Source organism: Collinsella aerofaciens, assembly GCF_041537385.1.
In the GTDB taxonomy this organism is placed as follows: Bacteria; Actinomycetota; Coriobacteriia; order Coriobacteriales; family Coriobacteriaceae; genus Collinsella; species Collinsella aerofaciens_BV.
Window position 1 is genome coordinate 109,681 of record NZ_JBGORS010000004.1, and the last position, 25,062, is coordinate 134,742.

Below are 25,062 nucleotides of genomic sequence, written 5' to 3' on the forward strand. Positions count from 1 at the left end.
CCATCGATTTGACTTACGTCCAGCTTTCCTTTTTGAAAGGTTGAACCGTGCAGGCAAGAGACGCTTTCAGGCGCATGCATCACCGCGTTGAACTACAATGTGCTTCACCATATGTGCAGCACATAGGGTGCGCCAGGTTGGCGTACTCGTATCGAAAGGACCAGCCATGAGCTTCACTCGCAAGACTCTCAAAATCCTTGCCCTGATTTATTTTGTTCTGGGCATCGCCAGTCTCGTCATTGGAATCGCCGGCATCGCGACCGGCAAGTTCGAGTCCACCTACGGATCGAACGCCATGCTCGCCGCGGCCGTGCTTGTCGCCAAGGGCGTCGTCGATCTTGCCGCAGGTGTTGCGGGCATCAAGGGTGCCAACAAGCCTTCGCAAGTGGATGGCGCGTTTAAGCTCGGTATTGTTGCCGCAATCGCCACGATTGCGCAGGCCGTGCTCACGCTTCCCGCGTTTGGCGGCGACGCCATCAACTTTGGCGCCTTTGTCATCGTGGTGTACGACCTGTTCTTTGTTCAGCAGGCACATGACGTTAAGGCCGAGAACAAGGACCGCCTGTAGGCACCTGTCCCCCGCAGCTCCCTGCAATCAAGCAACCAACAAGGGCCGATCGCGCATCTCTGCGGTCGGCCCTTTACGTTTGCCCAGATAACACCTGCCAAAATAAACCTGTCCCTTTTTGGTAGGTTGTTAGCTGTGGCGGTACTCGGCGATGATGAAGTCGATGTCGGTTTGAAGAGTGTCCAGGTTTGCCAGGCGCTCTTTATCGGCAGGGCGCGTACGGTAGTAGTACGGCGTCATTTGGAACACCGCCTCGATGTCAGCCTGGGTCTGGAGCGTAATGTTCGCAGACACCCGCAGCGTTGAGACCAACTCGAGTTCGGTGGTCTTCGGCAGCTTCTCGTCATTGAGATATGGCGTGTCGTAGAGCACCTCTTTGAGGCCAAACAGATGCCGAGCACCCGGCACCACGGTGTAGAGCGAACCCTCTGGCGCCAGCACGCGGGCAAACTCACGCTCGTTAAAAGGAGCGAAGAGCTCGGTCACCATATCAAAGGCGCCATCAGCCACGGGGATATCTTTCATGTTGGCCACGAAGTACGTCGCATCGCCGCGCTTGGCGGCAAGGCGCACCATCTCCTTGCCCAGGTCGAAACCGTAAGCATCCACGCCCGGCACCGCACCCATGGCGCTGGTGTAGTAGCCCTCGCCACAGCAAATGTCGAGCAAGGTCATGGGGCCGTTCGTAGACGCGGCACGTTCAGACATCCGCTCGCGCACCAGCTCGACCATCGCATCGCGCAACGGCGCATAGTATCCGCGGTTCAGAAAGTCACGACGGCTGCGCGCCTGCGACTTGGGATCGCCCATGGAGTCGCCGCTCTTGGACGAGCGCAGCAGATACAGATAGCCCTCGCGCGCACGGTCAAATCGGTGTCCGCCCGCGCATGCAGCACCGCGTTCGTCGTCCACCAACGGTTCATGGCAAACGGGACACAACAACATGGCAACTCCTTAGCGCGAACAACACAACGTCCACCATTGTCGCACGCCTTCCCCACCTAGTCATAGAAGAGACAAGGAGTGTCCCCAGCTGCCGACAGAAAAGGAACGTCCCTAAGTGCCGGCTGGCTGCATTAGGAGTATCATCGTCTGCGCAAATAAGCACGAAAGAGCATATTAGAGATTGAGAGCGTATGGCAGACACCGCATCTAAGCACATTGACATGACCACCGGCTCGCTGTGGCGCAATATTCCCCTGTTCGCCTTCCCCGTAGCCGCCACGAGCATCTTGGAGCAGCTGTCGAACCTCATCGCCACCGTCATCATCGGTAACTTCTCGGGCGACCAGGGAACCCTCGCCATGGCAGCGGTCGGCTCCAACGTTCCGCTTACCAGTCTTATGCTCAACCTGTTTATCGGCATGTCGCTTGGCTCCAACGTGGTCATCGCCAACGCTATCGGCCGCAACGATCAGAACATGGTCAACCGCGCCGTACACACCTCGATTCTCATGGCGCTTGTGGGCTTTGTCGTCATCGCGCTGGGCGAGATCTTTGCCGAGCCCATGCTCGCCGCGCTCAACGTTCCCGCCGAAACCATGCCGCTCGCCTCGCTCTACCTGCGCGTCTTTTTGCTCAGCATGCCCTCGATCTTGCTCTATAACTTTGAGGCCGCGATCTTCCGCTCCGTCGGCATCACCCGCATGCCGCTGCAGGCGCTCGCCGTGTCCACCGTCCTCAACATTGGCCTGGACCTCATCTTTGTCCCCGTGCTCCACTGGGGCGTCGCGGGCGTCGCCATCGCCACCGCCATCGCCTACACCGTCAGCGCCGCTACGCTCTTTATCCGTCTGCTCAAGACCGACTCCGTCGTCCGCGTCACTCCACGCGACTTAGGCTTAGACCCCGTCGCCCTCAGGCGCATCGTCAAGATTGGCCTGCCCGCCGGTATCCAAAGCGCCGTCTTTGCCGTCGCCAATATCATCATCCAGTCCGCCATCAACAGTTTGGGCACCGAGGTCATGGCGGCATCCAGCGCTGCCATGAGCCTGGAGTACGTGTGCTACAACCTGCTCAACAGCTTTAGCCAGGCCTGCACCACCTTTGTGGGGCAAAACCACGGCGCTCGCCAGATCGACCGCTGCACCAAGACGCTCAAGGTCTGCCTGGTCGAAGGCGGCATCGTTGCGCTCACCACCATCGTCATCATCGTCGGTCTGGGGCGCGAGATCCTGGCGCTCTTTAACAGCGATCCCAACATCGTCTCGATCGGCTATATCCGCGTGTGTTCGATCTTCCCGGCGTACGCCTTTAGCATGTTCTACGAAAACATGTCCGGTTACCTGCGCGGCTTTGGCATCTCGCTTATGCCCGCCCTCATCACCATGATCTGCGTCTGCGGCATTCGCTTCTATTGGGTATTCTGCGTGTTCCCGCACTTCCGCACCTTTGCGAACATCATGATGGTCTACCCCATCAGCTTGGGCACCACAGCGTTCTTTATGGTCGTGGCGGTACTACTCTGCCACCCGGCACGCACCTATCGCGCCGCCCAAGTCAAAGCGACAGCCCGCTAAACACCGCGTTCAACGTCACGCCAGTCATTAATTGACAATATGCGAGCTCATATAGTCGATAAAGCGCCTCGTGGCGACAGGCATGGTGTCCCAGCTGCGCCAGGCTGCCACCACGTCGCGCGAGGGGGCGTGCACGATGGGACGCACGCGAATATCGGCCCGCATGCCCTCAACGGTACGACGGTAGAGCATGCTCACGCCTAACCCCTCCTCCACCATCGCCATAATGGTGTAGTCGTCGGTGACCTCACTCGTCACGTGCGGCGACAGCCCATGCGCGGCAAACGCATCGAGCACCAGGCTCTGCTCGCCCTCGTCCAGCAGCACAAACGGCTCGGACGCTAGGTCGGCGAGCGTTACCTTTTCCTTTGCCGCCAGCGGATGCGCGGCCGGCAACAGCGCAACCAACTCGTCGTGATAGACCACGCGCTTCTCGAGCCCGGCGGTAAATCCGCGCGCCGTAAAGCAAAAGTCAACCACGCCGTCGTGCACCCACTGGGCGTTGCGCGTGTAATCGCCCTGCTTGAGGGTAAAGTGCACGCCCGGATGCAGAGCCCCAAAGTCGCGGATCACACGCGGCAGTACGGTACGACTCACGTTGGTAAACGTCGCGATACGAATATCAGTCGAGGAAAGCCCCATCAGCTCCTGGCGCTTGCCCTCAAGCTCGGCCTCGGCAGTTACGATTTGGCGCAGATACGGCAGGTACTGCTTGCCGTCGCGCGTAAGCGAGACACCTTGCTTACCGCGCTCGATAAGCGTGGTGCCCAGCTCGCGCTCGAGCGCCTTGACGGCCTGGCTCACCGCGCTTTGCGTATAGCCCAGCTCGTCGGCCGCGCCCTTCAGGCTGCCGCGATCGACCACCATACATACAATCTGATACCGCGATGCCATCGTGCCTCCACATCAATGCAGCCGTAAAACGTTTTGCCAGGGCTTTTTCTGCCAGCATTAGTATTTCTTAATCATACTGAAGATACATTCGCTTTACTACATCCACATCTGGGAGCAGAATCCTTTTTGCGAAACCGTTCTGTAACAAAAGGAGTCCCATGGATCGCAAAAAAGCAATCGCGCTCTCATTTTCCGTTCCCGTCGCATGGGGCTTTTCGTACCCCCTCATGAAGATTGGCATGGACAGCATGAACGCCACGAGCATCGTCGCGCTACGCTGCATCATCGCCTTTGCGGCCTGCCTGCTGCTCTTCCACAAGCGCGCTTTCCGCATCAACCGCGACCTCATGGTTCGCGCCGCCATCATCGGCGCCATCATGGCAACCGAGCTCACCTGCATGTGCCTGGGCTCTAGCCTCACCTCCGCCTCCACCGCCGGCTTTTTGCAGAGCCTGACGGTCGTGATCGTGCCGTTTGCCAACGCCGCCCTGCTGCGTCGCGCCCCCGAGCGCAAGGTACTCATCGGCACCGCCATCGTCACCTGCGGTATGCTGCTGCTCTCGGGTGCCGACTTTACCAGCCTGAATCCCGGCGCGATCATCATGTTGCTCTCGGCCTTTGTCTATGCCAGCCACATTATCGTAGCCAAACGCTTTGTCGAAGAAGTCGACCCACTGGCCTTGGGTGTTTGGCAGCTGGGCTTTGGCGGCCTGTTCTCGGGCATCGCCGCGTGCACCTTTGGCGGCTTCACGCTTCCCAGCACGCCCAACGAGATCGTCGTGGTCGTCGCGCTCGCACTCATCTGCTCTGCCTACGGCTTTATCACCCAGACGCTCGTGCAGCCCCACGTGCCTGCCGAGACCACCGGCTTTGCCTTCTCGCTCGAGCCGGTCTGCTCCGCCGTCTTCTCGTTCTTCCTGGTCGGCGAGGTCCTGAGCCCCATCGCTTTCTTTGGCGCCGCCCTCATCCTCACCGGCGTCATGGTGGCAACTGTCGAGCTTCCACGCCTCCGTGCACATGGACAGGCTCACATGGCAGGAGCGCCCGAACGCGTCTCGTAGACCCCGCTCCTTATGCAGCCGCGGCAAAAAGGTCTCCAGACGCCTTTACAATAGATGCCGACAGAGCATCTGCCATAAAGGAGCCCCATGGACACCGCAACCCGCGACCGCAACATAGCAACTTGGTTGGGCGATGCGCCGCAGCCGGTACGTGACACTACGAACCAGCTGCTCGAGCGCATCGCCCTTTTGCGTGCCGAGCAAACCATCTACCCGGCACAAGACGACATCCTCAATGCCCTCGCCTACACGCCAGCCGACCAGGTCAAGGTTGTCATCTTGGGTCAAGACCCCTATCACGGACCCAACCAGGCAATGGGGCTGTCGTTCTCGGTCCCCGCGACGCAAACCAAGTTGCCGCCGAGCCTGCGCAACATCTATAAGGAACTCAAAGCCGATCTGGGTTGCCCCATTCCCGCCACGGGAGACCTAACCCCATGGGCACAACAGGGCGTCCTGCTCCTCAACACCACGCTCACCGTGCGCGAGCATGCCGCCAACTCGCACGCCAAACTGGGCTGGAGCACGCTCACCGACTATGTTATCGAACGCTGCTGCCAGCTGCCCCAGCCGGTAGTCTTTTTGGCATGGGGCCGCTTTGCCCAGCAGATGGTCGAAGGCAAGCTCGCCGCAATCGGCGCGGGCAAGGCAACCGACAAGTTCTGCCTGGCCTCTACGCACCCCTCGCCGCTTTCGGCCAACCGTGCCACAGCAGAACTCCCCGCTTTTATGGGGTCACGTCCCTTCTCGGCAGCCAATCGGCTACTCGAACAGCACGGCTCGACCCCCGTCAACTGGGCTTGCCTCGGCTAAAAATCGATACATCAAAAACGCGCCCGACGGCAATCTTGCCATCGGGCGCGTTTTGTTACTCAGGCCAAATAAATTGTGTGCGGCCGGCCTCGCCGCCATCGATCAGCAAGCTCTGCCCGGTCATAAACCGGTTGGTTACGCCCACAAAGTAGATCCACTCGGCGATCTCTTGGGCGGTGGCCCAGCGTTTAAGCGGCGTGAGCTCCATAATCTGGTTCCACAGGTGCTCGTCTTCCATCACGCAACGGTTGAGCGGCGTGATAACGCCGCCCGGGTCCACACTGTTGGCGATGGCCTGCGGTGCCAGGCGGTTTGCAAGGTTTTTGGTGTAGGCGATAACGCCACCCTTGCTGGCAGCATAGGCGGGAAACTCCGATCCCGTATGTCCGCTCGCCGACCCCACATTGACCACGGATTTGATAGCCGGCGCCGGCTTGGCGGCAAGCCCCTCCCCCACAAAGGCGTAGCGCTCGGTCACGTTGATGGTGCCACGCAGGTTGGCGGCAATGTCATCGGCCGAATCCTGTACACCGGCAACGTTCACGATTACCTGAGGCTCAAGGTCGCCTGGAAACGAGTTAGGCTCGCGTACATCAACGATCAGATGGCGGTAGCGCTCGTGCTCGACCGCCGCCGGCAGCAGGTCAAAGCCCACGACCTCGTGGCCCTCGTCCAAAAAGCGCTGCACGCACGCGGCTCCGATACCGCCCGAAGCGCCCGTGATCAAAACCCGCATACTTGCTCCTTAGGCGGTTGCGTGGCGCTCGAGGTACTCGGCGCCCACATTCTCACGCTCCCAGCCACGCACGACCTTGTAGCCCACGGGGCTCAGGAAGACCTCGCACAGCAGCTCGGCAACAGCGCCGGTCAGCGAGCACATAAGGACCTGCACCCAGGTCCAACCAAAGAACGTATGGCTCACCACAATGGCAAAGACCAGGTTGTCGATAAACTGGCCAACACCCGTGGACACATAGGAACGGAAGGCGAAGCTCGCAAAGTTATTCTTTTTGAGCATACGGCCGAGCGACTGGTTGAGCGTGGAATTAACCACGGCAGAAACGAGCATTGCCAGCGAAGAGCCCAGCACCACGTACCAGGTGCCGCCAATGGTGGCGTTAAGGGCGCTGTTGACCTCGATCATGCCCGTGTCGTAGTAGGCGCCCCACATGCCGGGCGTGAGCGAGCATGCCCAAAAGCACAGGCTCACGGCCAGGTTGACCAGCAGCGCGAGGATAGAGATTTTGATGGATGCCTTGGCGCCAAAGCGCTTGCAGATCATGTCCTGGCACAAAAACGAAACCCAGCTCACCACAAAGCCGCAGTCGAGCGCCAGATACGGCAGGCTGATAAGTTCTTTGTTGGCCAGCAGGTTCATCATGATGACGCTCACGAAAAACAGCGAAACCGTTGCCGCGGGAATGCTCCGCAACAGGACCTTGTAGTCCTCCATGACCTTCTTGATCATTATGTACTCCTTTGGTTTTAGGTTTAACGAGCAGGATATCGGACCCGAACTGCTCGGACGTCACGGTCTTGAGACGACGGTGGGTATGATAGCCGCTCACACGGCATCAGGCAAGCAAACGGCGCGGCAGCCCCGCAAGGCTACCGCGCCGGCGCGCTAAAACGCTACGTTGCCAAACTCCGACAGGATGAGGTCGGGGTTATGGTCGGTCGCCCAGTCCACGTTCCATGGGCTCGTGAACAGCAGCAGCTTGCCGCCGCGCATGTCCTCGACGCGCAGGGTGTCGCGCGTGAGTGAAAGGCCCGGGATATCGATGGTGTCGGGATCGTTCTGGATCCAGCGGATGTCCGTATAGGGCAGTGGCTGGCGACGAACCTCAACACGATATTCGGCCTTGAGGCGGCGCTCGAGCACCTCAAACTGCAGCACGCCGACCACGCCCACGATGACGCTCTCCATACCGGCACCCAGCTCGCGGAAGATCTGGATGGCGCCCTCCTGGGCAAGCTCCTCCATGCCCTTCACAAACTGCTTGCGCTTGAGCGTATCGACCTGCGTAATGCGGGCGAACATCTCGGGGGCAAACGTCGGGATCTGCGGATACTGCACATGGCGCTTGCCAGAGCACACGGTGTCACCGATGCTAAAGATACCCGGATCGAACAGGCCCACGATATCGCCCGCGTACGCCTCGTCCACGATGGCGCGGTCATCGGCCATCATCGACGTGCCCGTGGCAAGCTTAAGCTTGCGGTTGCCCTGCACGTGGAAGGCGTCCATGCCGCGCTCGAACTTGCCCGAGCAAATGCGCACAAAGGCGATGCGGTCGCGGTGGTTCTTGTCCATGTTTGCCTGGATCTTAAACACAAAGCCGCTAAAGTCGTCGCGGCAGGGATCGACCGGCTCGCTGGTGAGCGTATCGGTATAGGCGCGCGGCGTCGGGGCCAGACGCAGGAACTCCTTCAGGAAAGGCTCCACGCCAAAGTTGGTAAGCGCCGAGCCAAAGAACGCCGGACTCAACTTGCCGCAGGCCACGGCATCCAAGTCGAGCTCGTCGCCGGCGCCATCGAGCAGCTCGATGTCATCCATCAGGTTCTTATGGTTCTCTTCGCCGATGAGCTCGTCCATAGCGGGATCGCCCAGCTCGGCCTCGACCTCGGCGACCTTCTTGGTGGCGTTGGCGTGGCCGTCGCCCTCAAAGGCAATGACGCGACGGGTCTGACGGTCGAACACGCCGCGGAAGTTGCGGCCGCTGCCGATCGGCCAGTTCATGGGATACGTATTGATACCCAGGACGTTCTCGATCTCTTCCATGAGCTCAAACGGATCGCGAGCCTCGTGGTCGAGCTTGTTCACAAAGGTGAAGATGGGAATGTGGCGCAGCGTACAGACCTTAAAGAGCTTTTTGGTCTGGGCCTCGACGCCCTTAGCGCCGTCGATGACCATGACTGCGGCGTCGGCGGCCATAAGGGTACGGTAGGTATCCTCCGAGAAGTCCTGGTGGCCGGGGGTATCGAGGATGTTGACGCAGGCGCCATTATAGGTGAACTGCAGCACCGAGGAGGTAACGGAAATGCCGCGCTCCTTCTCGATGTCCATCCAGTCCGAGACGGCGTGCTTGGCCGAGCTCTTGCCCTTGACCGAGCCGGCAGTCTGGATGCTGCCGGTATAGAGCAGCAGCTTCTCGGTAAGCGTGGTCTTACCGGCGTCCGGGTGGCTGATGATCGCGAATGTGCGGCGCGACGAGATTTCATCCGACAGGCTTGCCATGCGGATCCTTTCTTGCATTGAGTGCATTACGTCGTTGTAACCGCATTATTGTAGCCGCGAAATCCCGATCTAGGGCGCCTATCAGGACAAATTCATCAGTCAAGGCCCGGGCAGCCGGCCCAATCCGAATTTGTCTCTTGCGTAACTGTGCATAGTGTATATATACTGTGCTTACCGGTTATATACACGTGTAGCCCAACAGCTAAGGAGCCGCTGTGGACATCATCCTATCCAATTCGAGCGATAAGCCTATCTACGAACAGATATCCTCGCAGGTCAAAGCTCAGATCCTTTCGGGCACGCTCGCTGCGGGAGCCAAACTCCCCAGCATCCGCGCACTCGCGAGCGACTTGGGTGTGAGCGTCATCACCACCAAGCGCGCCTACGCCGACCTGGAGCAGCTCGGGTTTATCTGCACCGTGCAGGGCAAGGGCTGTTTTGTCGCCGAGGGCAACCAGGAGCTCTTGCGCGAAAACCAGCTCTGCCATATCGAAGAGCTGCTTGCGAAAGCGGCGAACCAAGCCGAAGCCTTGGGCGTCACGCGCGACAAGCTGCACGAGATGCTCGACCTCGTAGCCCCCGAAACCATGCAGTAGCCATCTGCAAGAAAGGCTATACCATGCAAAATTTGCTAGAACTCAAAGGCGTATCGCGCCGCGTGAGCGACCGTTTTTCGTTGCGCGACGTCACGCTTGCTGTGGAGCCCGGCCAAATTGTCGGCTTTGTGGGAGCAAACGGTGCCGGCAAGACAACGACGATTCGAGCCGCACTCGGGCTTATAAAGCTCGATGCCGGCGAGGTACACCTGTTTGGGCAGCGCTATGGCGCCGACACGCCCGATGAATCGCAAAGCCATCTGCGCTCCCGCGTCGGTCTTGTCCTGGACACATGCCCCTTCCCCTCCACGCTCAAGGTGGGCCAGATCGAGAGGCTCGTAGGCCCGGCATACCCCACGTGGAGCTGCGAAACGTTCGCCGGATTCATCGACCGATTTGGCCTCGATCCCAAGACAAAGGTCAAGGACCTCTCCCGCGGCATGGGCATGAAGCTGCAGCTCGCCTGTGCGCTCAGCCACAATGCCAAGCTGCTCGTTTTGGACGAAGCCACCGCAGGCCTTGATCCCATGGCGCGCGAGGAACTGCTCGACGAGTTGCTTACCTTTGTCGCCGACGGCCAGCACAGCGTGCTGCTCTCGAGCCACATTACATCCGACCTCGATCGCACTGCCGACCGCGTCATCTGCATCGATAACGGCTCGATTGTGTTTGACCTGCCGCGCGAGGACATTACTGACCGTGCTGGCATCGCTCACTGCACTCAGGCACAGACCGCCGAGCTCATGGCTTGCGTCGAAGGCGCCCGTGCCGCCCACCACGCCTATAGCGTGGACGTGCTCGTGCCCAACCGTCGCGATGTGCTCGAGGCCTTCCCCGAGATTCCCTGCGACCGGGCAACCATTGATGACTATCTTCGCCTCATGCTGAAAGGGGCTTCGAAATGAAACGCGCCTTTATGTCTGAGCTCGCCATCGTCCGCACGCTTGTCCCGAGCATCGCGGGTGTCGGTCTGTTCATATTCGTCGTGTTGACCCTCGCCAACGCATCGGACGGTGACTCTGGCATGAGTGCCGGCGCCTGCGCGGTCAGTGCCATGTCACCCATCATGGTCATGAGCTCGCTGGCCGGCTTCGACAATCAAAACGGATGGGAGCGTTATCGGGCAACGCTGCCCCTCTCGCGCAAAGACATCATCTGCGCACGCTACCTGAGCATCATTGCCTTCTCGGCCGTTATGACCTGCGCCGCCGCGCTTTTGAGCATCGTCTCCATCCCGCTCTTCGATCACACGGGCATTCTCGCCCTTCCGTTCTTCGATCACACGGGCATGCCCTCGACGGGACAGGTTGTCTTTGAGACCACAATAGCCTCCACCGCATCGATGCTCATCTCCCTCATGATGGTGTTTTTGGCACAGCCGCTGTTCTTTCGATTTGGACACATGGAGGCGCTGCGCCTTTCCGTCGGCCTGTTCGCCCTGCTCGGATGCCTTGCCATGGCCACGCTGAGCTCCTCCAACCCCATCAGCAACTGGCTCATGTCGATTGCCGGGGCGAATCCCGATCCTGCCGTCCTCGGCTGCCTGTGCGCAGGAATCGCCGTACTGGCCCTCGTGCTATGCGCACTTAGCTGCATCGTCAGCACCAAGGTCTACCGGGCACGCGACCTGTAGGCGGGCGAATCTCGACCCACGCAGATCGCAATCGGCCACAATCGCGCCCCTCAAATCCGTGACAAATGGCATATCCCCGGCCCGTGCGCAACGTTCTATAATCAAAACGTCACGGGCCTCGGCCCAATTTCGATCATCCAAGGGGATGTCTTTTTGGTCATTGTTCTTTAGGGAACGGTCAATCGCATACAAATTGAAAACGGCCGTCTTGCGGCCGTGGTTTGTTGCGCCGTTCCGCCTCCGTCATCTGCCACATATGCACCTGATAGGAAAGAACAATGAACTCTGCGAATTCTCAATCCTTCCCAAAAGCCACGAGCTTCGCCGCGGCACTCGTACGCTCTAAGATTATGGGGCCGAACCCCCTCAAGCTCTGCGAAGAACTCCTTTGCGGTGCGAATATCCCACGCGGCGCCCGCGTCTGCGACCTTGGGTCGGGCACCGGCATTACCAGCGCCCTGCTTGCCCGCGAATACGGATTTGACACCTACGCCGTCGATCTGTGGAGCGACCCTGTCGAGAACCGCGCGTTCTTTGATTCGCTCGACATTCCCCGCGACACTATTCACCCTGTTAAGGCGGACGCCTCACAGGGACTGCCGTTTGAGCACGACTTTTTTGATGCGGTCGTGAGCATCGACTCGTACAACTACTACGGCCGCGACCCGCACTATCTGGACGAGCGCCTACTCCCCTACGTAAAGCAAGGCGGGATGCTCTACGTAAGCATCCCCGGCATGTTTCGCGACTGCCACGACAACCTGCCCGCCTGCCTACTCAAATCCTGGACACCCGAGCAGCTCGACTATATGCACGACATAGCCTGGTGGCGCGCCATGATCGAGCCGACCCCCGGCGTCGAGATTGTCTCGATGCAGCCTATGCTCTGCACGGACAAAGCATGGGAAGACTGGCTCGCCTGCGACAACGAGTACGCAGCAGGCGACCGCGCTGCCGTTGAAGCCGGCGCGCTCGAATACCTCAACACCATCGCCATCGTGCTGAGAAAGTTCTAAACAATAGCCGCGCGATCCGTAAACAAACGGCCTCGCGCGGCTTCTTTAAAACGAGTCCTGAACAAACGCAAAGCGCAATACGCTACTTGCGCAGCGGCTTGGGCAGCGGAATACCGGCGGCGATGGCTGCGGCGATGATCATGCAGACGATACCCCTGAGTGGGAAACACATGAGCAGCAAGCCCACGACCATGACGGGCTGGCGCATAACGGCGCCCATCGTCGATGCCGTGCAGACGGCGACGCAAAAGACCGGATCGGCGCCGGTGAGGATGGCAAGGCCGTAGCCCAGGCTTACGCCCGAGAAGATAACCGGGAAGAAATGGCCGCCACGCCAGCCCATGTTGATGAGGGCGGGTGTCAGCATGGCCTTGACAAGACCGGTCGCGATGAGCACACCGGCGGGGATGGTCAGATAGGTTTCCATGAGCACATCGGCCTGCGTCTCGCCGGCAAACATGGTGTAGGGCAGGGCCGTGCCGCAGATGGCGAGTGCCAGACCGGCCAACATGGCCTTGACGACCGGGCGCTCCCCTATGGCGTGGGCCAATGCCTCGCTCGCGTGCTCCGAGACAAAGTACAGCCAGCCACAGACCGTACCGACGAGAGACAGGGGGATAAGCCAGGCAAGCTCGAGGTTACCCACCTGGGCGGACTCGAACCTGGGCATGCCCATGCCGCCGCCCATGAGCTGGCCGAGCAGCAGGTAGGTACCCAGACCGCCGGCAATCGCAATGCCGTAGACCACGGTCTTTTGCGCCTTGGGAAGCTTGATGGTGATCTCGTCGGACGCGGACTCATCGTCATTAGCGCCCTGGCCGTCGGCGCTACCGGCAAGCGGCGCCACAAAACCAAAGACGGGCGCGGTAAAGAGTGCCGTCAGGGCAGCCTGGGTGCCCAGCAGCGTGAGCTCCCTAAACTCGGCGCCAAAGCGACGCATGCGGTCGCCGACCCAGCTGCACAGACCCGCGATAACGCCGGTCAGGCCGGCCTCCGGTCCAATGCTTCCGCCAAACAGCAGTGGCAGCAATGCCGCAAGCGAAAGCTTGCCCAGGTTGTCGTACGGGTAGCATCCGTCTTGCTTAACCTTAGCCATCACCTGGTTGAGGTCATCGGTCTTGGTGCCCGTAAGCTTTTCGTACAGACCGATCAGCAGGCCGCCCAGCAGGCAGACGAAAAACGGGTACGGCAGAAAGCCAAACGGGCCGCTGGCAAGCTCGGGCGAAGCGACGCCCAGCGCGTGCGGAATCTCGGTCCATAGATAGTCGATACCGTGCTCCATCGCAAAGAAGAATAGCCAGACTGCAGCACCCGCGAGTGCACCGGTCACGGCAACGCTGACCAAAAACAGCGCGCGGTTTGTGGGTTTGGCAAGGTTATCCATCGGGTCCTCCCGCGGTCAAAGTCGACATAGATACATTTATATTGTAGAGCGCGCGTTGCCCGAACGAGCCAACCACCTGCGCCGCAAACGGCACCATTGGGAGTCATAGTGGGGCAGGCTCAAGACTTATCCGTTGATAATCGAGGTAATCTCACGCAAATCGTCGGCAAAGTAGATGCCGAGCTGGCGCCTCGAGCTCGAAAGCCCCTTATCAATCATGTGCCCGAGCAGCGCCTTGAGGTCGTTGTAGTAACCGTCCAGGTTATATAGGATGCATGGCGCACTCAGATGCCCCAGCGACACGGCCGACATGACCTCGGCAATCTCCTCGAGCGTGCCCGTGCCACCCGGGAAGGCGACGAACGCGTCACCGAGCTCAATCATCTTGGCCTTGCGCTCGGCCATATCACTCGTCACGATGAGGTCGTCGATGCCATCGTGCTGAAACTCGGCCTCGATAAAAAAGCTCGGCTCCACGCCCGTCACATGACCGCCAGCATCGAGTACGCTATCGGCGAGCGCACCCATCAGGCCCGATTTGGACCCGCCGTATACCAGCGCGTGCCCGTTAGAGCCAATCCAGTTGCCCAGCTCTTGCACCGCAGGCAAAAATGCTGGGTCGTTACCAACGCTGGCGCCCAGGTATACCGTGATGTTCATATGCAATCCCCCTCATCGTGACGCGCGGCGCCCGTTCTAGCGTTGGCGGCGGCGATATTCGCGCACACGGCGCGACAGGTCGGCGAGCTCGTCACGATCGAGCTCTTCCAAATGCTCAAGATCGTCCATAAAGCGCGCCATGGTGTCCTTTTGGCGCAGCTTGATGAGCGTATTGCAGTAGTTCACCGCCACACCCGTGAGCATGGCGATGTAGAAGATGCTGATGACGCTCAGGACGACGGTAATCGCGCGGGCAACCGGCGTCTCGGCCGGAATATCGCCAAAGCCGATGGTCGAGACCGTCTCAAAGCTAAACCACAGGCCATCGCCAAACGTGAGGGTCGTAGGCTCGGACAGCCAGACAGCCGTCGAGCACAGCAGGTAAAAGATAAGAAACAGGCCCGTGATGCGTGCAAAGCCAGCCTGTCGCAGCACATCGGCAAGCGTCCTCAACCTGTTCATTGCGACCCCTTCCACGGACAACCAATCACGTTCGCTCGGTATTGTCCCACAACCGGCAGTTAGGGACGTTCCTTTTGTGCCGGTAGAAAGGGACTGTCCCCAACTGCCGGGCGGGACCGTTTAGCGGTGCAGCTGCCGACTGGACAGGCTGAGCTGGTATCCTTATGCGGTAATGTCTCGATTCGTTAGGATTGCATGTGAGAGCTTCCGCTGTCCTTCGTTCAGTTATATATCGCGCCCTGGCCATTGTGCTTGCCGCGCTTGCCGTGCTGAGTTCTATCGCGCCTGCCCAGGCTTTTGCCGATGACTCTAGTCAGCCAGTCAAAACGGTCCGCGTTGGTTGGCTCGTCAACAATGAGGGCTTCCAGGACGGCACCCCCGGCGAGCGTCTCTCGGGATGGGGTTACGAGTACCTCCAGACCCTCTCGTACTACACACCCGGCTGGCAGTACGAATACGTCTCCGGCACCTTCACCGAGCTTATGGAGAAGCTCGAAGCCGGCGAGATTGACCTCATGCCAAACATCTCCTACTCCGAAGAACGCGCCCAAAAACTGCTCTTCTCGTCGAACCCCGAGGGCACCGAACGCTACTACATCTACGCTAGGCCCGACCGTGACGACCTCGCAAAGGGTGACCCTCAAGCACTCCAGGGTCTCACTATCGGTTTCAACCCCGGCGTCATGCAAACCATCGTTGGCCAGCAATGGCTCGCCAACGAGGGCATTACCTGTACCTATAAGGAAATCAGCAGTAACGGCGACCTTTTCGATGCGCTGGCAAACGGCGAAGTCGACGCCATCATCATGAACGACACGACCTCGTCGCCCAACGCCTCCCCCATGTTCTACATTGGTTCGAGCGACTACTACTTTGCCGTTCCCAAAAGCCGCCCCGACCTGATGAACGACATCAATGCTGCCATGACGGCAATCGCTCGCGTCAACCCACGCTATAACGACGAAGTCAAATCTAGCTACTCGACCCAAAACAGCGGTTCATCATCGCTCAACGGCCCCGAATGTTCTTGGCTCAAAGCAAACAACAACACCATCACGCTCGGCTACATTACGGGCAAACTCCCCTACTGCAACGAGGACGAAGACGGCGAAATGGAAGGATCGCTCGCATCGCTTGCGACGACGCTACACGATAAATTTGGCATTACGGTCAAAACCGTCGCCTTTGATAGCTACAAGATGATGTCAAAGGCTCTGTCAAAGGGAAGTATAGACGTTGCGCTGCCGGTATACCGAGATTACTGGTTTGCCGAGCAAACAGGCGTTGTGCAGTCGATATCGTTGGGGACCATATCCCTCACCGCCATCCACACCGGCAGCAACCTGAACAAAGACCTTCAGAACATCGCCTGTACCAAATCATCGTTTGTCAACAAAAATGCACTTGAAAGTCTGTTCCCCACAGCGACCGTAACCGAATACCAATCCGACGATGAAGCGTTCGATGCCCTCAGGAAGGGAACGGCGCACTGCATCGTCACTCCCAGTTCACGCGTAAAAACCATCGGTGACCGTTACGATCTCGAGGACTGCGAGACGACCGAGCTCCCTGACACCTGTGAGCTCTCGTGCTGGATTTCGCGCGGAAAACCCGAGCTGTTGGGAATCATCAACAAGGGCATCATCAATGCCGGAGAATCGCTCTCCGCAAGCAATTTCTCCTCCACGTCGTACACGGCCCAGGAATCCAACACGCTTCAATTCCTTTATCGCAACCGCACCGCCATTGCAGCTACCCTCATCGGTATGTTGTCGGTCGGCGTCGTCCTGCTCATCTGGGCGCTCGTGCGCGCTCGAACCGAGCGCAAAAAAGCCGATGCTGCCAACGCCGCTAAGACGGCATTCCTCACGCGCATGAGCCACGACATCCGCACGCCGCTCAACGGCATCCTGGGTCTTATCGAGATCGAGGAATTGAAGGAAGGCGATATGCAAGTCGCCCGCGAGAGCCGTGCCAAGGCGCGCGTTGCTGCCAATCACCTGCTCTCGCTGATCAACGACATCCTCGAGATGGGCAAAATCGAAGACCGCAAGCTAACACTGGAACATGCGCCTTTTAACCTCAAAGAGCTCTGTGACGATACGCTGGTGCTGTGCAAGCTCCGCGCGTCCAGTAACGGCATCACAATGCAGGACAATAGTCTGCCGTACGCCACGGGGCCATACATGATCGGCAGTCCCACCCATATCCGACAGATCATGATCAACCTGTTAGACAACAGCATTAAGTACAACAAGCACGGCGGCTCCGTCGCCTTTAGTTCAAAGACCAAGCCACTCGATAACGGGCGCGCGCTCTTTTGCTTTAGCGTTTCGGATACCGGCATTGGCATGGCTCCCGAGTTTTTAAAGCATATCTATGAGCCGTTTGCCCAAGAAGGTGACGATGCGCGCAGCAAGTTCCAAGGAACCGGCATGGGCATGCCAATCGTCAAGTCGCTTATTGAACTGATGGGCGGCACCATCGAAGTCAGCAGCGAACTCCATGTGGGCACCACGTTCTACGTGGAAATTCCGCTCGATATCGACAAGAACCCCCGGGCGCGGGCGAATACGGTCGAGAGGGCGCTCGACTGCTCGCTCGCCGACATGAACGTGCTGCTCGCCGAAGACAACGAATTGAATGCCGAGATTGCCCAGACGCTGCTAGAATCCGAGGGCGTCGTGGTCACCCGCGCCGTCAACGGCAACGAAGCCGTCGATCTGTACCTGTCTCATCCCGCCGGCAGCTTCGATGCGATCCTGATGGACATTATGATGCCGGACATGGACGGTTACGAGGCAACCCGTGCGATTCGCCTGAGCGAGAAAGTCGATGCAGCCGATATCCCCATCATCGCGCTCACCGCCAATGCCTTTGCCGAGGACGCCAAGGCGGCACACGACGCCGGCATGAACGCCCATCTGTCCAAACCGCTCGACTTTAACAAGCTCAAAAACATACTCGCCCGCATCAAGAAATACGGATCAGTTTCGCTATAGTTTGTGCTCAACCACCATGCACGGCCAGAAAGGAAACCAACGATGTTTAGGCCCTTACGTCGAAAGAAACGCGCCATCACCGACGAGGAAGCGCGCGAGTTGCTCGCCACCTGCAAGCGCGGCGTCTTTGCCGTCAACGGCGATGATGGCTACCCCTATGCCATTCCCGTCAACTACTTCTTTGACGCCGAGCACGACAAGATTTATTTCCATGGCGCCAAGGCTGGCCACAAGGTCGACGCACTCAAACGCGATGACAAGGTCTGCTTTACCGTTTACGGCAACGAGTGGTACAAGGACGACGACTGGGCTCCCTACGTTATGAGTACCGTTGTCTTTGGTCGTTGTCGCCTGGTAGATGAGGCGCCTGCGTTTATCGAGGACAAAGTCCGTCAGCTCGCGCTTAGGTACTACCCTTCTGCCGAAGAAGTCGAGGAGGAGATCGCCAAAGACATCAAGGGCGTCCAGCTTTACGAGATTACGATTGAGCATCTCTGCGGTAAGCAGATTCACGAAAAGTAAGCCCCTCAGCAAGCCTCATCAATAGCAATATGGCCCGGTTCCAACCCACCTTGGAACCGGGCCATATGCTTATGAAGCGTCGGCGGCTATGTGCGCAAGCGCCTCAACGAGCTCCTGCGAACTCACTGGTTTACTCAGGTGCGCGTTCATGCCCGCCTCACGCGAAAGCCTGCGATCGTCGGCAAAGGCGTTGGCGCTCACGGCGATGATCGGCGTGGTCGCGGCATCATCGCGATCGAGTGCTCGAATCCGACGCGTGGCCTCAAGGCCATCGATACCGGGCATCATGATGTCCATCAACACCACGTCGTACTCGTGAGGCGCGCTCGCGGCAAACATCTCGACGGCAGACTCACCATCCTTAGCATGCGTCACGACGGCACCGGCACGGGCGAGCGTAAACTGTGCAATCTCGGCATTCAGGTCGTTATCCTCTACGAGCAAAACACGCAAGCCCTGGAGCGCATCGCCGTCGCCCGCGTCCACGCGCACAGCCTGAGGAATCTCGGAGCGCTTGCACTTCTCAAACGGCAGACGGATGGTAAACGTCGTCCCCTGCCCCAAGACGCTCGTAAAACTCATGGTTCCGCCCATAAGCTCGACCAACTGTTTAGCAATAGGCGCACCCAGGCCAGTTCCCGATGAAGCGCCTTCCACCTGCTGCTCCTCGCGACAAAACGGCTCGTAGAGGTGCTGTTGGAACTCCTCGCTCATGCCAATACCGTTATCGGCGATCGTGTATTCATAGACAGGAACGCCATCCGCTGGCTCCACCTCGCGGCACACCAGGCGAACATAGCCGCCCCGGCGGTTGTACTTGACGGCATTGCCGGCAATATTGAGCAACAAGCGCTTGAGGTGCGTCACGCTCACCCGCGCATAGGGATGATTAAGCGTCTGCTGATCGCAGATAATTGTCACCAGGCGTTCCTCGGCCTGGCGCTCCAGAATATCGCGCACCTCGTGGTTGAGGGTCACCAAATTTGTGGGAACAAGCTCCAGGTCGACCTGCCCGCTCTCCAGGCGACTCATATCCAGGGCCTCATTCGCAAGGTCGAGCAGCAGTCCCGATGCCGTCCAGATCTTTGAGCGGCACTCGGTCTGCTTTTGCAGATCGTCCGCATTGGCATCGCCGACCTCAACCATACCGCGGATGCCGTTGATGGGCGTGCGCAGATCGTGGCTCATGCGACGCAGGAACTCCGTCTTTGCCGAGTTGGCAGACGAGGCCTCACGCGCCGCCTTTGCCAGCTTGTCGCCATAGTCGCGCTCCTGCTGCAGCAAGTCCGTCAAACGTCGACGATCAGCGCGGCGACGCACCATCACAACAGTGGCTACAACACCGCTGTAGAGCACCAGCACGCCGGCAGCAACAACCGCGACGACCTCAAAGTAGCGCTGCGCCGAGGCATAGGTGTACACGTAGAATTTTTGCGCTTTGCCGTATGTGCCCAAATACCACTCGCCGTTGACGTTGACCAGTCGGACTTTACTGGGCAGGCATCGATCCTTAATTTCGTCGACAATGATGGCGTCCGTCGCGGGCAGGTCGAACACGCCCAATACGGTGGGTTCGACGGCATTGGTCGCAACGACCTTGCCATCGTTTTCGATCACGATATTGCCGCTATCGATAGTTTCATAACCTTCGAGCAGACTCTGCAGTTTGAGCGTATTGCTTGCAACCGCCTTCGCGCTCTGATGCCTTACCGCGATAACGATACCCTCGCCATCCTGCCGGGTCACGCAACCAATGTCTGCAACCGAATCATCCGCAAGCGTAATACGATCGGTATAGGACTTAAGCGGATGGGTTGCCACCTCCAACACGGGCGCTTCTTTGAGATACGTAGCAAGCGACTCGTAGCCCACGCCATCCGTCGAGGACTAGGACACCAAATTGCCCGATGCGTCCGTCACGATCAGTGCGCTCACGTTGAACTGGTCAGCATATTGCTCCAGCGCGGCATTATCCACCGAACCGTCGCGCTCCATATCGCGCGCCACCTCTCCGGCGATCTCCATAACGCGAATCAGGTTTTTGGTCGTATAAGCGCTGTTGAACGCATCGTAGGAAAGGCTCTGCGTCGCCACGTAGTCGACAACGTCGGCAAAGCGCTGCTCGGCCTGGGCCGTGGTGTAGCCGTAGCTCATCATGCCGGCGACAACCGAGAGCGCTATACCCACCAGGGCGGCAAGGAGCCATACCCAGGTCGAATGATTGCCCCGCTCCTGAGCGGTGTAGTCGGGCGCATCGATCACGACAGGCCCTCCATATTCAAAAATGGTGAGGGGTCATCAAAGTACTTTGACACCAGGCGTTCCATGGTGCCATCGGCAAGCATTTCTTGGTAGGCATGGGTGAGTTTAACGTCGATACCGCGCGTGTCGTTGATATCGAAAGCGGTGCCCAAACCAACCTCCAGCAGCGGCTCGTTCAGAATGCGATACGTCACGCCATAGTCTTTTTCATAGGTGAGCAGCGAGGACTCATGTGCGGCGATAGCGTCGACCAGGCCCTCGACGAGCGCCGGGTTCAGGCACGAGCGATCCGAGAAGCTGTAGAGCTCCTTGATCTGCGGAACGTTTTCATTTGTATGATTGAGCAAAATGTCCTCGGGCTTGGTGGTGGACTGAACGGCCACGACCTTGTCCTCAAGATCGGCAAGCGTGTAGATATCGCTCTGGGGATCGACCGCGACCACCTGGCGGCTCGCAAGGTACGGGCCGGCCCAACGACACTCGTTTTCGCGACCCGTCATGCTAAAGCTGCCCATGACACAATCGAGCTCGCCGCTCGCCAGTAGCTCTTTCTTCTTTTCCCAGCCAATCAGCTGGTATTTTGGCTTGTAACCAATGCGGGCCAACGCCTCGGTCAATATCTCAACATCCAGGCCAACGATATCGCCGTACTCGTCGGTATACACAAACGGTGGGTAGAGGTCGCTGCCGACGTTGAGCGTCTTAAGGTCGTCGTCTTTGACCTGAGAGGCATCCAGGCCTTTTGATGCAGACGCCGAGGCCTCGTCATTCGACCCAGAACAGCCAGCTATCGCTACGACAAAAGCACTCGCCACTGCAAGCGCAACAAACAACGATATGGCAACCGAGCGGCGAGGTCTTCTCATCGAGCTCCAGACGATCCTGCTTACAGACTGAAATGGTTAAAAATAATAGCAAATGAAACCACTCGAGCGCCCAATGGTTACAGACGCTTTACCCTGCGGGGCCTTCTAGCCGACTTGGCAGAAGGCCCCGCATGCAGCGCGCACTTACCGTGCATTAAAAACGTAGCGGTCCAGGCGGTCGCACGCTTCCCTCACGCGCGAAAGCGGCAGCGCCAGATTCACGCGAATGTGGCAGGGCCCGTGGAACGGACGGCCATCCTGATACCCAACGCCCACGCGCGCCCCCTCGTCAAGCAGCCACTGAATATCGCGGCCATGTTCGCGACACCACTCGGTGCAGTCTAGAAACACCATGTAGGTGCCCTGCGGACGCGAATAGCCCACACCCTCAAAATGCTCGTCCACGTAATTGCAGAAGTACTCGATATTGCCGGCAAGCACCATGTTGAGCTCGTCCACCCACTCGTAGCCTTGCGGCTGGTAGGCACCGATAAGCGCATGCATGGAGAGGACGTTCATCTCGTTGTAGTGGGTCTTGTTGGACACGGTGCACACGCGGTCGCGCAGCGTCTCGTTATAGATGATGTGGTAGCTGCCGACCAAGCCCGCCAGGTTGAACGTCTTGCTGGGCGCATAGAGGGCAACCGTGCGCATGCGGGCGTCCTCGCTCACCGACTGCGTCGGGATATGCTTGTGACCCGGCAGGATGATATCGGACCAAATCTCATCCGAGATCACCACGCAATCGTGCTGGCGATAGATGTCCATGGCACGTTCGATCTCGTCGCGCTCCCATACGCGGCCGCAGGGATTGTGCGGCGAGCAGAACACCGCGGCATGGATATGGTTTTGGGCGAGCTTGCGCTCCATGTCCTCAAAGTCCATACGCCACACACCTTGGTCGTCGAGCCTAAGCGGGCTGTGGACAATGCGATAGCCCGCAGCCTCGATGGACTTGGTAAAGCCGATGTAGGTGGGGCTATGGACCAGCACCGCATCGCCCGGCTGGACATACGCGCGCAGCGTCGACACGACACCGCCCAGCACACCGTTTTCGTAGCCGATATGTTCAGGGCGCAGGCCCTCGACACCATTGCGGCGACTCTGCCATTCGATGATGCGGTCGAAATACTCAGGGCGCGGATTGAAATAGCCAAACATGGGATGCTGGGCGCGCTGAATGATGTGTTCCTGGACCGTGGGCACCGTGGCAAAATTCATGTCCGCCACCCACATGGGGATGCGGTCGAAGCCCTCGTCGGGTGCACTCGGAGCCATACCGGGGATCTCGCCCCAGGAGTCAATGGCGATGGCGTCCATGCCGTGGCGGTCGATAAGCGAGGTAAAGTCGTATTTCATGCTGAGCTCCCGTGCAAAGCGGATTGTTTTGGTAGGCGTTATTGTCCACCAGCGTGGGCGGTTTTGGCATGGGGTTTGGCTCTTAATTTGACGGGTGCGGACGAATGGCTGATTAGTCTTGCGCGTCGTTGACGGCGACTACGGTTAGCCGGGTTTCATCGACCGTAAAAGATATGTCGAGCCCGGCGAAGGCCAAGTGATAAACACGGTTTGGCTCGTGCTTGCTGCCCGCGCGGCGCGGATCCTGGCGAAGGACCTCGACCAAGCCGGGGAGCTTTGCGGGCGGGACCATATCCTGCAGCGCTTGCGGGAGCTCGACATCGAGCTTTTGCCACGGCGCATCCTCAATCCAGCCACCAGTCGCATCCGGGTGACAGTCTGCAAACGGAATGTAGGGCTTGATGTCATAGATGGGCGTGCCGTCGCGCAGATCGGCCCCCAGCACATGGATGATGGGGCCATCGTCGGTAAGCTCGACGCGGTCGAGCTTGACGCAGGTGAGCCCGATGGGATTAGGGCGAAACGGACTGCGCGTGGCAAAGACGCCCACACGCTCGGCTCCGCCCAGACGCGGCGGACGCACGGTTTTCGACCACTTGGCATTAGTTCCGGACCTGTCCTGCGACTTGGCATCGGCAGCTATGTCCTTAGCCGTGCCGCCGGGCGTGCCGTTTTCAAAACGCCACAGCAGCCATAGGTGAGAGAAGGAGTCCAGGCCCTCAACCGCTGCATTGGAGGCAAATTCCGGCTCAAAGATGATGCGCCCCTGCAGGTGAGGCGCCAAAAAGCTGTTGCGCGGGATGCCGAACTTCTGCGGCAGATCGGTATGTATGTGTGCAATAGGTTCCATGCCGGTCATTGTACGGCATGGAGGTGTGGGGCGTTGCGCGCAATTCTTCGCCGCGGTCCCCGTCGTGCAACCAACGGTTGCTTGGAAGGGTGCCGGACACTGCGTATGCTTAAGCCATCAACCAGCAGAAAGGAGCCGTTATGGCCTTCGCAGAAAAGCTCATTGCTGTCCGTCGCGCCCATCACCTTACCCAGGAGCAGCTCGCCGCCAAGCTCTTCGTCACACGCCAAGCCGTCAGCCGTTGGGAGCGCGGCGAGGTCACACCGGGCATCGACATGATGAAGCTCATCGCCGCCGTGACCGGCGAGCCCCTGTCTCACCTGCTCGAAATGCCCGAGCACTATTGTCAGAGCTGCGGCATGATACTCACGCCCGACGACTGCGGCACCGATGCTCACGGCGCCACAACCGATCATTACTGCAAGTGGTGCTACGACCATGGCAAGTACACCTACGACACTACGATGGAGGCAATGATCGAGGATTGTGCCCCGCGCTTGGCACAAAACACCGGTATGTCGCTCGACGAAGCCGTCTCGCTCATGGGCGCCGTGCTGCCGCAATTGGAGCGCTGGCGCACCGTGCAGGAAAACGAGGAGTGCTACGGTGCCGAGGCACGGGCGCGCTATGGCGATGAGGCTATCGATGCAGCAAACGAAACGTTACTGGACATGGATCCTCAGACATGGAACGACATGAAGGAACTTGAACGCGCTGTTCTGGGCCAGCTCTCGATTGCCATGGGCGATGGCGAACCGGAAGGCAGCGAGGCGCGCAAGCTTGTCGCAATGCACCGTCGATGGATTGGCCTTAACTGGGGGCACGAACCCCAGGACGAAGTATACCTGGGCCTCGCCCACGGCTATCTTGCCGATCAGCGCTTTATCGACTACTACGACAAGCCCTGCGGCACCGGTGCCACGGCATTTCTGGTTCAGGCGATCGAGTCGTCGTTGACGCGCGCATAGACCACGGCGGCTTTGGGTATCTCAACCGAAACCTCAACCGATTGGAGACACCATGGCTACTGATCATGAACTCGCGCTCTACGTTATGACCGGCTGCCCGTATTGCATAAAGGTCAAGCGCTTCCTGGCCGATAACGGCGTGGCCATCCCCGAGCGCAATATCTCGACCGACCCCGATGCCGAGCAGACGCTCATCGCCGTCGGAGGAAAACGCCAGGTTCCCTGCTTGTTCATCGATGGCAAGCCGCTCTACGAGTCGAGCGACATCATCGCGTGGGTACAGGAGAACCTGCTCTAGCGTGTTATTGCGGTCGGCCCGCCCCAACGCACAAACCCATACGGCACAAACATGTACGTCAGCATCCAAAGTCAACATTTTCCGACATCTT

25 protein-coding genes are annotated in these 25,062 nt (G+C 59.0%); 12 read left to right on the forward strand and 13 right to left on the reverse strand.

Translation table 11 applies throughout. The features are described 5' to 3' along the window. The first annotated feature begins 166 nt into the window (after positions 1-166). Positions 167-568 (forward strand): hypothetical protein, encoded by a 402-nt coding sequence (locus tag ACEG18_RS06990; RefSeq protein WP_372541959.1) that lies wholly within the window; start codon positions 167-169, stop codon positions 566-568. Between the two features lie 129 nt (positions 569-697). Here the strand turns inward: ACEG18_RS06990 and ACEG18_RS06995 are convergent, their stop codons facing one another. After that, positions 698-1,513 (reverse strand): putative RNA methyltransferase, encoded by an 816-nt coding sequence (locus ACEG18_RS06995; protein WP_372541960.1) that lies wholly within the window; start codon positions 1,511-1,513, stop codon positions 698-700. 191 nt (positions 1,514-1,704) lie between these two features. Between ACEG18_RS06995 and ACEG18_RS07000 the strand changes: the two genes are divergently transcribed. After that, on the forward strand, positions 1,705-3,087 hold the full coding sequence (locus ACEG18_RS07000) for an MATE family efflux transporter (protein ID WP_372541962.1): 1,383 nt from the start codon (positions 1,705-1,707) through the stop codon (positions 3,085-3,087). Between the two features lie 27 nt (positions 3,088-3,114). Here the strand turns inward: ACEG18_RS07000 and ACEG18_RS07005 are convergent, their stop codons facing one another. Further along, a complete protein-coding gene (locus ACEG18_RS07005; protein ID WP_372541963.1) occupies positions 3,115-3,981 on the reverse strand; it encodes a LysR family transcriptional regulator in 867 nt (288 codons plus the stop codon). 158 nt (positions 3,982-4,139) lie between these two features. Here ACEG18_RS07005 and ACEG18_RS07010 point away from each other — a divergent pair, with 158 nt between their 5' ends. Then, the gene (locus tag ACEG18_RS07010) at positions 4,140-5,042 is read left to right on the forward strand and encodes a DMT family transporter (protein ID WP_372541965.1); all 903 of its coding nucleotides are present in this window, start codon (positions 4,140-4,142) and stop codon (positions 5,040-5,042) included. A gap of 87 nt (positions 5,043-5,129) precedes the next feature. Further along, positions 5,130-5,855, forward strand: coding sequence for a uracil-DNA glycosylase (locus ACEG18_RS07015; protein ID WP_372541967.1), 726 nt, complete (start codon positions 5,130-5,132; stop codon positions 5,853-5,855). Between the two features lie 55 nt (positions 5,856-5,910). Here the strand turns inward: ACEG18_RS07015 and ACEG18_RS07020 are convergent, their stop codons facing one another. The 3 genes from ACEG18_RS07020 to ACEG18_RS07030 form a co-directional block, all read right to left on the reverse strand. Beyond that, positions 5,911-6,591 carry an SDR family NAD(P)-dependent oxidoreductase gene (locus ACEG18_RS07020; RefSeq protein ID WP_372541968.1) on the reverse strand — a complete coding sequence of 227 codons (681 nt, stop codon included), beginning with the start codon at positions 6,589-6,591 and terminating at the stop codon, positions 5,911-5,913. Between the two features lie 9 nt (positions 6,592-6,600). Next, a complete protein-coding gene (locus ACEG18_RS07025) occupies positions 6,601-7,323 on the reverse strand; it encodes a VUT family protein (RefSeq protein WP_233514471.1) in 723 nt (240 codons plus the stop codon). Between the two features lie 156 nt (positions 7,324-7,479). Beyond that, positions 7,480-9,093 carry a peptide chain release factor 3 gene (locus tag ACEG18_RS07030; protein ID WP_055252215.1) on the reverse strand — a complete coding sequence of 538 codons (1,614 nt, stop codon included), beginning with the start codon at positions 9,091-9,093 and terminating at the stop codon, positions 7,480-7,482. Between the two features lie 215 nt (positions 9,094-9,308). Here ACEG18_RS07030 and ACEG18_RS07035 point away from each other — a divergent pair, with 215 nt between their 5' ends. From ACEG18_RS07035 to ACEG18_RS07050, 4 genes are all read left to right on the forward strand, one after another. Beyond that, positions 9,309-9,689 (forward strand): GntR family transcriptional regulator, encoded by a 381-nt coding sequence (locus ACEG18_RS07035; protein ID WP_349071113.1) that lies wholly within the window; start codon positions 9,309-9,311, stop codon positions 9,687-9,689. 23 nt (positions 9,690-9,712) lie between these two features. Continuing rightward, a complete protein-coding gene (locus ACEG18_RS07040) occupies positions 9,713-10,594 on the forward strand; it encodes an ABC transporter ATP-binding protein (protein WP_372541970.1) in 882 nt (293 codons plus the stop codon). Then, positions 10,591-11,322, forward strand: a complete 732-nt coding sequence (locus ACEG18_RS07045; RefSeq protein WP_372541971.1) for an ABC-2 transporter permease — start codon at positions 10,591-10,593, stop codon at positions 11,320-11,322. The genes ACEG18_RS07040 and ACEG18_RS07045 overlap by 4 nt, the downstream gene beginning before the upstream one ends. Positions 11,323-11,600: 278 nt before the next feature. Further along, positions 11,601-12,338 carry an SAM-dependent methyltransferase gene (locus ACEG18_RS07050; RefSeq protein ID WP_372541972.1) on the forward strand — a complete coding sequence of 246 codons (738 nt, stop codon included), beginning with the start codon at positions 11,601-11,603 and terminating at the stop codon, positions 12,336-12,338. 82 nt (positions 12,339-12,420) lie between these two features. Here the strand turns inward: ACEG18_RS07050 and ACEG18_RS07055 are convergent, their stop codons facing one another. The 3 genes from ACEG18_RS07055 to ACEG18_RS07065 form a co-directional block, all read right to left on the reverse strand. Then, positions 12,421-13,722, reverse strand: coding sequence for a chloride channel protein (locus tag ACEG18_RS07055; protein WP_372541973.1), 1,302 nt, complete (start codon positions 13,720-13,722; stop codon positions 12,421-12,423). A 126-nt stretch (positions 13,723-13,848) separates the two neighbouring features. Then, positions 13,849-14,382, reverse strand: coding sequence for an LOG family protein (locus ACEG18_RS07060; protein WP_372541975.1), 534 nt, complete (start codon positions 14,380-14,382; stop codon positions 13,849-13,851). Between the two features lie 36 nt (positions 14,383-14,418). After that, the gene (locus ACEG18_RS07065; RefSeq protein WP_099431339.1) at positions 14,419-14,844 is read right to left on the reverse strand and encodes a potassium channel family protein; all 426 of its coding nucleotides are present in this window, start codon (positions 14,842-14,844) and stop codon (positions 14,419-14,421) included. Between the two features lie 197 nt (positions 14,845-15,041). Between ACEG18_RS07065 and ACEG18_RS07070 the strand changes: the two genes are divergently transcribed. Continuing rightward, positions 15,042-17,846 carry an ATP-binding protein gene (locus ACEG18_RS07070; RefSeq protein ID WP_372541977.1) on the forward strand — a complete coding sequence of 935 codons (2,805 nt, stop codon included), beginning with the start codon at positions 15,042-15,044 and terminating at the stop codon, positions 17,844-17,846. A gap of 42 nt (positions 17,847-17,888) precedes the next feature. Further along, on the forward strand, positions 17,889-18,368 hold the full coding sequence (locus tag ACEG18_RS07075) for a pyridoxamine 5'-phosphate oxidase family protein (protein ID WP_372541979.1): 480 nt from the start codon (positions 17,889-17,891) through the stop codon (positions 18,366-18,368). A 69-nt stretch (positions 18,369-18,437) separates the two neighbouring features. Here ACEG18_RS07075 and ACEG18_RS07080 read toward each other — a convergent pair whose 3' ends face one another. From ACEG18_RS07080 to ACEG18_RS07100, 5 genes are all read right to left on the reverse strand, one after another. Further along, on the reverse strand, positions 18,438-20,240 hold the full coding sequence (locus ACEG18_RS07080) for a response regulator (protein WP_372541981.1): 1,803 nt from the start codon (positions 20,238-20,240) through the stop codon (positions 18,438-18,440). A gap of 15 nt (positions 20,241-20,255) precedes the next feature. Then, positions 20,256-20,630, reverse strand: a complete 375-nt coding sequence (locus ACEG18_RS07085; protein WP_372541983.1) for a hypothetical protein — start codon at positions 20,628-20,630, stop codon at positions 20,256-20,258. Continuing rightward, positions 20,627-21,496 (reverse strand): substrate-binding periplasmic protein, encoded by an 870-nt coding sequence (locus ACEG18_RS07090; RefSeq protein WP_372541985.1) that lies wholly within the window; start codon positions 21,494-21,496, stop codon positions 20,627-20,629. Before ACEG18_RS07090 ends, ACEG18_RS07085 begins: the two co-directional genes overlap by 4 nt. Before the next feature lie 144 nt (positions 21,497-21,640). After that, positions 21,641-22,855, reverse strand: a complete 1,215-nt coding sequence (locus tag ACEG18_RS07095; RefSeq protein ID WP_372541987.1) for a MalY/PatB family protein — start codon at positions 22,853-22,855, stop codon at positions 21,641-21,643. Positions 22,856-22,967: 112 nt separating this feature from the next. After that, complete coding sequence (locus ACEG18_RS07100) at positions 22,968-23,705, reverse strand: tRNA (N6-threonylcarbamoyladenosine(37)-N6)-methyltransferase TrmO (RefSeq protein WP_372541989.1); 738 nt, start codon at positions 23,703-23,705, stop codon at positions 22,968-22,970. A gap of 140 nt (positions 23,706-23,845) precedes the next feature. Here ACEG18_RS07100 and ACEG18_RS07105 point away from each other — a divergent pair, with 140 nt between their 5' ends. Together ACEG18_RS07105 and ACEG18_RS07110 are read left to right on the forward strand one after the other, a co-directional pair. Continuing rightward, positions 23,846-24,673, forward strand: a complete 828-nt coding sequence (locus ACEG18_RS07105; protein WP_372541991.1) for a TipAS antibiotic-recognition domain-containing protein — start codon at positions 23,846-23,848, stop codon at positions 24,671-24,673. Positions 24,674-24,725: 52 nt separating this feature from the next. After that, positions 24,726-24,971 carry a glutaredoxin family protein gene (locus ACEG18_RS07110; RefSeq protein ID WP_372541992.1) on the forward strand — a complete coding sequence of 82 codons (246 nt, stop codon included), beginning with the start codon at positions 24,726-24,728 and terminating at the stop codon, positions 24,969-24,971. Positions 24,972-25,062 lie beyond the last annotated feature (91 nt).